A 12753-nucleotide genomic window follows, 5' to 3' on the forward strand; every position below is an offset into this window, starting at 1 on the left:
GCCTTCGTTTTAAGTGCGGGCGCTACTTATTAAAATATATAAGCTACACCTAACGCCATAATGTCATCAGTACAAATCTGAGTTGCACTGGTAAAATTATCTTTATTCAACAGATTAATTCTATAATCCATGGTAGTGCAAACATTTTTGTTAAAAACGTAACTAGTTCCAACTGTAATACATTTTTTTATAAAATTACTGTAACCATTTTCTACATTACTAGCTTTAGAATGTAAATAAGATATAGAAGGACGTAACCCAAAATTAAATTGATATTGAGCTATTAATTCAACATTCTTAGCCTTATTAGCAAATCCATAATAAATATGCTCTGTTGTATTAGGGTCGTCGCGAAAACTACCGAATGGAGTCATGTGATAAGTTTCTCCATAAACAGCTGCTGTATAAATTCCTTTATTATCATATTTTACTCCAAAAGAATACGCTTCTGCATTGTCATTACAACACACATTACTATCTAAATTACTTTGTTCAACAATACGTTTATTATTGGTATAAGCCGCTGATGCAGCAAACCCATTGTTTAATGAATAAGATACGGAGACTCCATATCCCTCTCCGTTAGCTGTTTTTAAAGTACGGCTCGTTGCTTTATTAATATCATTTTTCCCTTGATATTGTAAAGCAAAATCCAGTCCATCCACACAACCAAAAAGATTTTTATTGCGATATGTAATCACATTTGAACTACGATTGGACAAAAAATTATCTATAAGTGATATATCCCCGCCAAATCCTGGTGTTACATCTGTCCATGCTCCTACATCATATAATACTCCATAATTTCTCCCATAATCAATACTTCCAAAATCTCCAAATTTTATTCCTGCATAACCAATCAAAACCTTATCATTATTATTTACACTAATTTTTTCAGAATTTTTTAAAGAAACTTCATGTTCCCATACACCGAAACCAACAATTTGATCAGTAACATACGTCGTGCCAGAAAAACCATACCTTACAAACGAACCATCCCCATCTTTAGTATTATCTTTAGAAAAATAATGACCACCAACAAGACTACCGAACATACTTAGCGTATTTCCATTCTTATTATAAATCTCAGCAGCTCCGATAGTGCTTGCCATAACCATAGTTACAACTAGGCTAGTGAAACACCGTAATTTCATATTAATACCTCACCATATAATAAGTAATATTATTAAACCTAATGTTCTAATATTAATTCCTTTAACAAAATAAGAATCAAACTCATTCGCCAACCCTTTACTTCTAGGTATCACCTACTAAACTACTTAATGTGCTTTGCCTATAATGACTTCAAAAATCTCTCAAAATAAAATACAGTTTTCAACTAAACCAATTCTATTGCATTATCATATATACAAAATAAACTAGATTCTGTACATAAAATAATAACCCCCATATAGATCTCTATCTATACTATCTGCTATATAGTAGCATGGCAACTTTTTTGTTAAAATCAACAATCTATATAACAATTCCTACAACGTAAAAATCATATTACGTATGATCATTGTATCCAACCTGAATCACAAAATAATTCTATCATAATAGAATCGCATGTTCATTATATTAATTTAATTTAAATCATTATAGCTCTTAATTAAATTAATCCCATCATAGTAATTATCCCTAATTACTATGATGGGATTAATCACTATCACCGAATATTAACAATATATATATCATACAAATACATAATAAAAAATACACAATGCAATATTAATTACGTAGGCACAACAAAAAATCCTATATTATTTAATGTTCTTTACTATTAAACTAATAATTAATAACAATCCAATTCTCAGAAATACTAAATTAAATAAAACAATTTTCACTTTCTACTGATTCCACAACACGCTGTAACCCAACCACACGTTCATCACACGCGGTACGAATTAACATAACTCCTTGAGTATTACGTCTAATAATATTGACTTCGGAAACACGAGTGCGAACTAATCGACCTGAGTCAGTGATCATTACTATTTGATCAGATTGATTTACTTGTACAGCACCAACTACATTCCCATTTCGCTCGGTAACCTTGATAGAAATCACACCTTGAGTAGCACGTGACTTAATTGGATATTCTGATTGATTAGTACGCTTGCCAAAACCATTCTGAGTAACAGTAAGAATAGAACTCTTATCTTTCGGTATGATTAAAGATACTACACGGTCACCATGTAATAAATGAATACCCTTCACACCGATCGCTGAACGCCCTACACTACGCACTTGTGTCTCTTTAAATCGCACAACCTTTCCATAAGCAGTAAATAACATTGCTTCATTATTACCATCAGTTATATCAGCTCCGATCAATTCATCTCCATCATTAAGATTTAACGCAATAATACCAACATTGCGTGGGCGACTAAACTCCGTGAGTGGCGTTTTTTTTACAACTCCACTACTAGTTGCCATAAATACCTGATGTCCTGTTGTATAATTTTGAATTGGCAAAATAGCAGTAATTCGTTCATTGATATCTAATGGTAACAAATTGATAATCGGTTTACCTCGTGATCCACGACTGGCTTCCGGCAATCGATAAACTTTCATCCAATATATGCGCCCATAATTAGAAAATAATAAAACTGTATCATGAGTGTTAGCTACTAATAACCGAGTAATAAAATCTTCTTCCTTAATTCGTGTTGCTAATTTTCCTTTTCCTCCTCTTTTTTGCGCCTCATAATCTGTCAATGGCTGATATTTAACATAACCATGATATGATAAAGTTACTACTACATCCTTTTGATTAATTAAATTTTCAATATTAATATTTTCAAAATCATTACTAATTTCAGTACGACGAAGATCATTATACTCCTCTTTAATCACCAATAATTCTTGTCGGATTACTCTCATGAGACATTTAGGATCTTTTAAAATAGAAATTAAATTTTTTATTTTTTCTAATAAGTTACTATATTCTTTCAATAATTTTTCATACTCCAAAGTAGTAAGTTTATGTAATTTTAAATCTAAAATAGCTTGAACCTGATTCTTAGTAAGATAATATTGATTGTTATGAATAGTGTTATTTATTTCTAACCATTCAGATTCAACAAAATTGACAGGCATTGCTTGTCTCATATCAAGAATATTACCTGGCTTCCACGATGAAGATGTTAAAACAGAACTAGCTTCCACAGAACTATTAGATTGACGGATAAGTTCAATAATTGAATCAATATTATACAAAGCAATAGCTAATCCTTCTAAAATGTGAATACGACTACGAGCTTTTTTTAATTCAAACATAACACGACGTATTACTACTGCACGGCGATGAGACACAAAAGCAGATAAAATATCTTTTAACGACATAATCTTTGGTCGCCCCTGATGCAGGGCTACCATATTAATGCCGAATGAGGTTTGTAATGAAGTTAAAGAATATAAATTATTTAAGATTACCTCACTAATAGCATCACGTTTAATTTCAATAACTATTCGCATACCGTCCTTATCAGATTCATCGCGTAAATTATATATTCCCTCAATGCGTTTTAATTTTGCCAGTTCAACAATTTTTTCTAATAATCGAGCCTTATTAACTTGATAAGGAATTTCATATATCACGATAGATTCACGACCACTTTTAACATCAGTTTCAATTTCCGCGCGAGCACGAATACAAATTTTTCCCCGCCCGGTACTATATGCTTCTTTAAGACCACTGCTATCATTAATAATAGCAGCAGTAGGAAAATCTGGGCCTGGAATATATTTCATCAACCCTTCAACAGTAATATTCTCATTATCTATAAACGCTAAACATCCATTAATTACTTCGGAAAGATTATGTGGAGGGATATTAGTAGCCATGCCTACAGCAATACCAGAAGATCCATTAACTAAAAGATTTGGAATTCTAGCGGGTAATATTCCTGGAATTTTTTCAGTTCCATCATAATTAAGTTCATAATCAACAGTTTCCTTGTCCAAATCCAATAATAACTCATTTGCTATTTTAGACATACGTACTTCAGTATAACGCATAGCTGCTGCTGGATCTCCATCCACTGAACCAAAGTTACCTTGTCCATCTACTAAAGCATAACGCATTAAAAAAGGTTGCGCCATACGTACTATAGTTTCGTATACTGCAGCATCTCCATGAGGATGATATTTTCCAATAACATCACCTACTACCCTAGCTGATTTTTTATAATTTCTATTCCAATAATTACCAAGCACTTGCATGGCGAATAATACACGACGATGTACAGGTTTTAATCCATCTCGTACATCTGGTAATGCACGCCCGACAATTACCGACATAGCATAATCTAAATAAGAATGTGTTAATTCCTCTTCTATACTAATTTGTGTTATTTCCTTAGCAAAATCATTCATGCATTTATATCCTCTATTTATTTTTAGTTCATATGTATACTAAAAACTAGTTTTATAAATTATTTAAACTATAATATAGATTGTTTTAGTAATATTTAAATTATTCTAGCAAGATACATACATTTATCTGTTGATATATAACCTAATGCATAACCATACTTTAACAAACTGATAGTTGTGAGCAATTTATATCCTAATCACTAAATCTATAGAATTTCACATTCCCTATCTTAAGAAGATTTTAACATGAAAGACACAATTATTGAGAAACTTACAACAAATCAAAAAAATATAAATAAAAAAGAAATTGATACATTTTACACACCTGAATCTCAATGGTGGGGTCCTGTTAATACATTTCAACCATTACATCACATTAATTTGATACGTTTCAGTTATATTATTGAACGCAGTAATGGATTATTTGGTAAAAAAATATTAGATATTGGATGTGGCGGAGGTATTTTATCAGAAAGCATGGCGCAAGCAGGCGCAGAAGTCGTTGGATTGGATATAAGTACTTCTGCTTTAGAAGCAGCAAAATCACATGCTTTGCATCAAGGTTTAAATATTCATTACACACAGGAAACAGTAGAAGATCATGCTCTAAAACATGCAAGTCACTACGATGTAGTTACTTGCATGGAAGTTTTAGAGCATGTACCGGATCCCTTATCAATTGTTCAAGCTTGTTCTATCATGATTAAAATAGGCGGATCAGTATTTTTTTCTACATTAAATCGTACTGTTAAATCATGGCTGTTGATTATAATAGGCGCCGAATATATTTTACGTATTATTCCAAAAGGTACTCATACCTTTAATAAATTCATTAATCCATCTGAACTGTTAGAATGGATTGACTCTACCACTTTAGAAGAACAAAACATCACTGGATTATGTTATAATCCCTTTACAAATAAATGCATCTTAGTGAGAAACGTTAATACAAACTATATCTTACATGCTCAACAAAAAAAATAAACACTCCTATATATCTAAAATTAACATATGAGTACTACTTAATGAATAACAAATATTTACGCTACTACTTACACTACTACAGGATCATTTCAAAAATTTTAAAATGATAAATACGATTCTTAAGAATATAATTAGATTACTCAATTATATTAAAAATTATAATACGTATTATAATATAATAGAATATATTTGCTCGATGTATTAGTTATTACTAATTTTTTAATTACCTATACCAAATTGAAACGATATAAGATTCTTAACTTGCGTTACTATTTAACTATCACTACTTTATATACAAAAAAATTACAATGTCATCATTAATTCATCACTCTGTCACAAATCTGAATCACAATTTATTTCTCATGAATTACTTGACTAATATTATTAGTATTTCACAATAGGTATGTAATTATATGAACCAAACTCTACTAGTTACCAAACGAAACGGTCATCACGAACCTATTAATCTGGATAAAATTCACCGAGTTATTAATTGGGCCGCCAAAGGCTTAGAAAAAATCTCTGTTTCACAAGTAGAATTACGTTCTCACATACAACTTTATAACGGAATAAAAACTTCTGATATTCAAGAAACTATCATAAAATCAGCAGCAGACCTAATTTCCGAAGAAGAACCAGACTATCAATATTTAGCAGCACGTTTAGCAGTATTTCATCTACGTAAAAAGGCTTACGGCCAATTTGAACCGCCAAAACTTTATAATCATGTGTTACGATTAATAAAAATTGGTAAATACGATAAACATTTATTAGATGATTACAATGCGGAAGAATTTGATCAAATGGATACATTTATTGATCATTGGCGAGACATGAATTTTTCATATGCTGCTGTGAAACAATTGGAAGGGAAATACTTAGTACAAAATCGGGTAACCGGAGAAATTTATGAAAGCGCTCAGTTTTTGTATATATTAACTGCAGCCTGTCTATTCTCTAAATATCCTAAAAAAACTCGCATGAATTATATTCAACAATTTTACAATGCAATCTCAACTTTTAAAATTTCTTTAGCAACACCTATTATGTCTGGAGTACGTACACCAACACGCCAATTTAGTTCCTGTGTATTAATTGAATGTGATGACAGTCTTGATTCTATTAATGCAACGTCCAGTGCTATTGTAAAATATGTGGCTCAACGAGCTGGAATAGGTATTAACGCTGGACGTATTAGAGCGTTAGGTAGCCCAATACGCAACGGAGAAGCATTTCACACCGGATGTATTCCATTTTATAAACATTTTCAAACAGCGGTAAAATCATGTTCTCAAGGAGGCGTGCGAGGGGGAGCTGCTACATTATTTTACCCTATTTGGCATTTAGAAATAGAAAATTTACTTGTTTTAAAAAATAACCGTGGTGTAGAATCCAATAGAATACGTCATTTAGATTATGGCGTACAAATTAACAAATTAATGTACCAACGTCTTGTTCAAGGAGAATATATTACACTATTTAGTCCATCTGATGTACCAGGATTATATGAAGCTTTTTTTGCCAATCAAAATGAATTCGAAGACTTATATCACACATATGAAAACAATCGCAGCATCAGACACCGAAAAATTAAAGCAATAGAACTGTTTTCTTTGATGATGCAAGAAAGAGCTTCTACTGGAAGAATTTATATTCAACACGCAGATCACTGTAATACTCATAGTTCTTTCAATAGTATTACCGCTCCAATTCATCAATCCAATTTATGTCTAGAAATAACATTACCCACTAAACCTTTAAACAACATTAATGACTATAATGGTGAAATTGCTTTATGTACCTTATCTGCTTTCAATCTTGGTAATATTGAAAAGCTTGATGACCTATCTGAACTTGCTACTTTGATAGTACGAGCTCTTGATGCTCTATTAGACTATCAAGATTACCCCATTCCCGCTGCACAACGCAGTGCTATAAGAAGACGTTCTTTAGGAATTGGAGTAATTAACTATGCTTATTATCTCGCTAAACATGGGGTACGCTATTCAGACGGCAGTGCTAATAAATTAACACACCGTACTTTTGAAGCTATTCAATATTATCTATTAAGAGCTTCTAATAATTTAGCTAAAGAAAAAGGATCTTGTGAATGGTTTCATGACACTTCATATGCAAAAGGCATCTTACCTATTGATACATATAAAAAAGACCTGAATTCATTTATTAATGAACCATTACATTATAACTGGGAAGATTTACGCGCTAAAATCAGACAATATGGATTACGAAATTCTACATTATCCGCATTAATGCCATCAGAAACTTCATCACAGATTTCCAATGCCACTAACGGAATAGAACCTCCCAGAGGCTACATTAGCATAAAAGCCTCAAAAGATGGAATTTTGCGTCAAGTAGTACCTGAGTTTATTAGACTAAAATCTGCCTATGAATTATTATGGCAAATACCAGATAATCGAGGATATCTACAATTAGTGGGAATTATGCAAAAATTTGTTGATCAATCCATTTCAACTAATACTAATTATGATCCCTCTCGCTTTCCAGAGTCTAAAGTGCCTATGAAACAACTACTAGCAGATTTATTATATGCATATAGACTGGGTATTAAAACTCTATACTATCACAATACCCGTGATGGCGCTCAAGACATACAGAAACTACCACATAATCAACCAAACATTTGTACAAGTGGTGCTTGTACAATTTAGACATGAAACTATATTATTTGCAACATAAAATGACATATATTTGTGTCTGTTTTTAACAAAGGAATAAAAATGACTTATACAACCTTTTCCCAAAATCAAAATAACCAACTGCTTGAACCAATGTTTTTAGGACAACCAGTAAATATCGCTCGATTTGACCAACAAAAACATCCTATTTTCGAAAAACTAATCGAAAAACAACTTTCTTTTTTTTGGCGCCCAGAAGAAATAGATATTTCCAGAGATCGTATAGATTTTCAATCATTACCAGATCATGAAAAACACATTTTTATTAGCAATTTAAAATACCAAACATTATTAGATTCTATTCAAGGACGCAGTCCTAATATCGCATTGCTCCCATTAATTTCTATACCAGAACTGGAAACTTGGGTAGAGACTTGGTCATTTTTTGAAACCATCCACTCCCGTTCCTATACTCATATTATCCGCAACATTGTTAGTCATCCATCTTTAATATTTGATGATATTATCAGTAACGAAGAAATTTTAAAACGCGCTAAAGATATTTCAACGTACTATGATGATTTGATTGAATTAACCAGTTATTATCATATCTTAGGTCCCGGTATTCATAAAATTAATAATAACACTGTTACGGTAAACTTACATGAACTTAAAAAAAAATTATATTTATGTTTAATTAGCGTTAACGTGTTAGAGGCTATTCGTTTTTATGTAAGCTTCGCTTGTTCTTTTGCATTTGCTGAACGTGAGTTAATGGAAGGCAATGCAAAAATTATACGATTTATAGCTCGTGATGAAGCTTTACATTTAAACGCTACTCAACATATGCTAAATCTAATGCGCTTTGGATTAGATGATCCAGAAATGGCTGATATCAGTGCAACGTGTCAGCAAGAAAGCTATGCATTATTTTTAATGGCTGCAGAACAAGAAAAAAATTGGGCTAATTATTTATTTAAAGATGGGTCTATGATAGGTTTAAACAAAGATATACTATGTCAATACATTGAATATATCACCAACATACGTATGCAAGCAATAGGGCTGGAATCGCCTTTTAAGATAAGATCTAACGTGATCCCTTGGATTAATTCTTGGTTGTCATCAGATAATGTTCAAGTGGCACCGCAAGAAGTAGAAGCAAGTTCTTATCTAGTAGGGCAAATAGATACTAACATTCATGACAACGAGTTTAATGATTTTCAATTGTAAAATATTTATTTATTCAAAAAAATATTTGAATCTAAAATTCACATATAATAATAAAAGATATCGTTCTTTATTGGAAGCATTAGAAATACACCGTATACCATCGCTAAATTATCAATGTCGATCAGGTTACTGTGGAAGTTGTCGAGCTTTATTAATACAAGGAAAAGTACAATATTATAAAGAACCTTTAGGTTATGTTAGTTCCGATGAAATTTTGATATGCTGTTGCGCCCCTATAGAAAATATTGTCTTAAAATTACTGTAACCATACTTTTTAATAATATCATCGCTAGCATGCATTATAACACAAAAAATAATTTATTAAATGATTGAAAATATATATAAAAAATCTTTAATTATATCTTTCATCTAAAACGATCCAATTGAATAACCTGTTGGATATATTAGATGGACAAGGTAAATCATAGGTTGAGGATATAATCCCAAAAACAATATTAAAAAAGATACAATAATCACTACTATCCCATCAGGAGTGACACTCCAACTAGATGGAGAATCAGAGTTTATTTTCAAACGATGTATAGGATTAATATATAAATTTATTATAATTCTTAAATAATAAAATATACTAATAACACTACTCATGGCTATAAAAACAGTAAGCCACCACAATTCACTATTCACTCCCAAAACAAATAAATAAAATTTTCCAATGAAACCTAATGTTATAGGTATACCTGCTAAAGATAATACAATAATTGTAAATAATACCGATAACATTGGTTGAGACCAAAAAAGACCGCGATATGTAAAGAATACATCTGTATCTTCATTAGCACAACAAACAGACATTATAGTGATAACACCAAATGCTCCTATACTAGTAAGCACATAACTTACGAGATAAATACCAATGGTCTCCAAAGCAATAGGATTGCTTTGGAATACCGCAATTATACCAACTAATATATAACCTATATGTGCGATCGAAGAATAAGCTAACACCCGTTTAATATTATTTTGTTTAATAGCCATTAAATTTCCAAATAACATTGAACAACATGCAGTTCCTGATAAAAACATACAAAATATCTTATTATATTGATCAGGAAAAACCATAAACAATCGCATCAATACCGATATTATAGCTATTTTACTACTAGTCATCAGATACAGTGATACTGAAGATGGCGCGCCCTGATATACATCAGGGGTCCATAAATGAAAAGGAACTAATGACAATTTAAATCCGAACCCAACCATCATCATACCTAGTCCTGTGATCAACATAGGAACAGGTTGATGAGATGCAACGAGATGTAGACCTAATAACCGACTAATATCATCAAAAGACAAACAACCAGTGGTAGCATATATCAACGCTATTCCAAATAATATAAACGATGAAGATACTCCAGATAATATAATATATTTAACACTTGCTTCTAAAGAAAATTTTTTAAAAAAAGAATAACCTATTAATCCAAATAACGGCAATGCAATCAGTTCTATCCCCAAAAATAACATTGCCAAATGATTTGCAGTGGCTAACAGAATACAGCCAATACTAGAAATAAGCAATAGCAAACAAAATTCATCACGATTACTTGGATAACTCGACAACCACTTATAAGCCAATACAGCGCTTGACAAACTAGAAATTAACATTAACATGATACATAATAAGGTAAAATCATCAATACATATTAATTGAAAAACATTTCGAGCACTTTTATTCCATATCACCCCAAGAGATACAATTGCTAAACTAAATCCAAATATTGTCAGCAAAATATGTAAAAATAAATTACGACGATATGCGATTGATAACATAATAATAACTGTTGTCATTCCAATAATTAATATAGGTAACAATGCAATAATGATTTGTATCCAAGTTATTGTCATGATAAAATACGATCCTATCATCGTTACAATCTAATCTAATCATATAGAACAATTACATTCTTCTAACCAAATATAAAGACTTTGCATAGTTGCATATGAGATATTTAAAATACATTGTGGAAAAAAACCAATTAAAAAAATACATGATAACAATGTTATGATAATACACTTTTCTCGTAGTGTCATATTATTTAATAACCCACTTCCACGAGTTCTAAAAGTCAATGTTGGGCCGTAATATATGCGTTGCATTAAAACAAGGGAATAAATTGACGAAAATATTATTCCAAAACAAGCTATTATTGTGATTATAGGTGCTACGTGAAAATTACCAATCAAAATCATCACTTCTCCGATAAAATTTCCAGTACCCGGTAATCCGAGTGTTGCTACTGCAAAACACAAAGAAAAAGCAGGCATTAAATACATACTACTCCATAACCCTCCCATTAAACGCATGTCTCTAGTATGTATCCGCTCATATAATTGACCACAAAGTATAAACATTCCAGAAACAGATAAGCTATGAGAAATCATGTGTATAACAGCACCTTGATATGACAATTGAGTGCCACTATAAATTGCAATTAATATAAATCCCATATGAGATATGCTACTGTATGCAATTAAACGTTTAACATCAGTTTGCGCAAATGCCATACAAGCGCCATAAAAAATATTTAAAAGACCCAAGCACATAACTATTGCTGCAAAAGATTTCGAAGCACAAGGAAACAAAGGTAAAACAAATCGGAAAAACCCATAAGCAGCTGTTTTCAATAAAATTCCAGATAAATCAACTGATCCAGCAGTAGGAGCGTGACTATGCATATCTGGTAACCAACCATGAAATGGGACAATTGGCATTTTTACTGCAAAAGCGAAAAAAAAACCTAACATAATCAAATATTCCATATGTGCTGGCAACGTTATATTTAATAAATCTTGATAACTAAACGACCATACTCCATTTATATTATAATTTATAGAAACAAGAGCAATAATAGAAATCAACATGAATAAACTGCTAAATTGAGTATAAACAAAAAATTTAATAGCAGTATTAATACGATCACTTCTATTTGCTTCTTTATGCCCCCATAAAGATATTAAAAAATACATCGGAATAAGCATTATTTCCCAGAAAAAAAAGAATAAAAACATGTCAACTGATAAAAAAACACCAACAACTCCACCTAAAACCCATAATAAATTAAAATAAAAAAGACCTTGCCAACGCTGAATCTCACACCAAGAACATAGCACTGCCATACATCCTAAAAACCCCGTTAATGTAACCATTAATAAAGAGAATCCATCTAACGCTAAATGAACACTAATTCCGAATCTTGGGATCCAGAGACATGCGTATTCTAATTGCCATTTCGGAAATACATACTCTGCAGGGTACACATTTAACACACTATGATACTCATACTTCCATAAAAACACTGCAATAATCAGTGTTATGCTCATTCCAGATAAAGCAATCCAACGAGGTATCCAATATCCAATACGTTCTGACTGCCAACATAATAATCCGAAAACAAAAGGAATAAATACTAAAATCAACAATAACATACTATTTTATCGCTGAAAAATATACACTAAACATTTATATTGCCTC

At 31.5% G+C, this 12753-nt stretch carries 8 protein-coding genes; 4 read left to right on the plus strand and 4 right to left on the minus strand.

Features of this window, described 5'->3' with window-relative positions; genetic code table 11:
• Nucleotides 1-29: 29 nt before the first annotated feature.
• Together CBquer539_RS02460 and gyrA are read right to left on the minus strand one after the other, a co-directional pair.
• Entirely contained in the window at nt 30-1154 is a 1125-nt protein-coding gene (locus tag CBquer539_RS02460; RefSeq protein WP_500836293.1) for a porin, read from the minus strand.
• A 673-nt stretch (nt 1155-1827) separates the two neighbouring features.
• Nucleotides 1828-4380, minus strand: coding sequence for a DNA gyrase subunit A (gene gyrA / locus CBquer539_RS02465; RefSeq protein WP_500836294.1), 2553 nt, complete (start codon nt 4378-4380; stop codon nt 1828-1830).
• A gap of 246 nt (nt 4381-4626) precedes the next feature.
• On the opposite strand from gyrA, the gene ubiG reads away from it, so the two are divergent.
• The 4 genes from ubiG (at nt 4627) to yfaE (ending at nt 9522) form a co-directional block, all read left to right on the plus strand.
• Nucleotides 4627-5364, plus strand: coding sequence for a bifunctional 2-polyprenyl-6-hydroxyphenol methylase/3-demethylubiquinol 3-O-methyltransferase UbiG (ubiG, locus tag CBquer539_RS02470; RefSeq protein ID WP_500836295.1), 738 nt, complete (start codon nt 4627-4629; stop codon nt 5362-5364).
• A 413-nt stretch (nt 5365-5777) separates the two neighbouring features.
• On the plus strand, nt 5778-8057 hold the full coding sequence (gene nrdA / locus CBquer539_RS02475) for a class 1a ribonucleoside-diphosphate reductase subunit alpha (RefSeq protein ID WP_500836296.1): 2280 nt from the start codon (nt 5778-5780) through the stop codon (nt 8055-8057).
• Nucleotides 8058-8126: 69 nt separating this feature from the next.
• Nucleotides 8127-9257, plus strand: coding sequence for a class Ia ribonucleoside-diphosphate reductase subunit beta (gene nrdB, locus CBquer539_RS02480; RefSeq protein WP_500836297.1), 1131 nt, complete (start codon nt 8127-8129; stop codon nt 9255-9257).
• Nucleotides 9226-9522 (plus strand): class I ribonucleotide reductase maintenance protein YfaE, encoded by a 297-nt coding sequence (gene yfaE / locus CBquer539_RS02485; RefSeq protein ID WP_500836298.1) that lies wholly within the window; start codon nt 9226-9228, stop codon nt 9520-9522. The genes nrdB and yfaE overlap by 32 nt, the downstream gene beginning before the upstream one ends.
• Nucleotides 9523-9626: 104 nt before the next feature.
• Here yfaE and nuoN read toward each other — a convergent pair whose 3' ends face one another.
• Together nuoN and nuoM are read right to left on the minus strand one after the other, a co-directional pair.
• Nucleotides 9627-11126 carry an NADH-quinone oxidoreductase subunit NuoN gene (gene nuoN, locus CBquer539_RS02490; protein WP_500836299.1) on the minus strand — a complete coding sequence of 500 codons (1500 nt, stop codon included), beginning with the start codon at nt 11124-11126 and terminating at the stop codon, nt 9627-9629.
• A gap of 39 nt (nt 11127-11165) precedes the next feature.
• The gene (gene nuoM, locus CBquer539_RS02495; protein WP_500836300.1) at nt 11166-12707 is read right to left on the minus strand and encodes an NADH-quinone oxidoreductase subunit M; all 1542 of its coding nucleotides are present in this window, start codon (nt 12705-12707) and stop codon (nt 11166-11168) included.
• Nucleotides 12708-12753 lie beyond the last annotated feature (46 nt).

This window comes from Blochmannia endosymbiont of Camponotus quercicola (assembly GCF_059935335.1).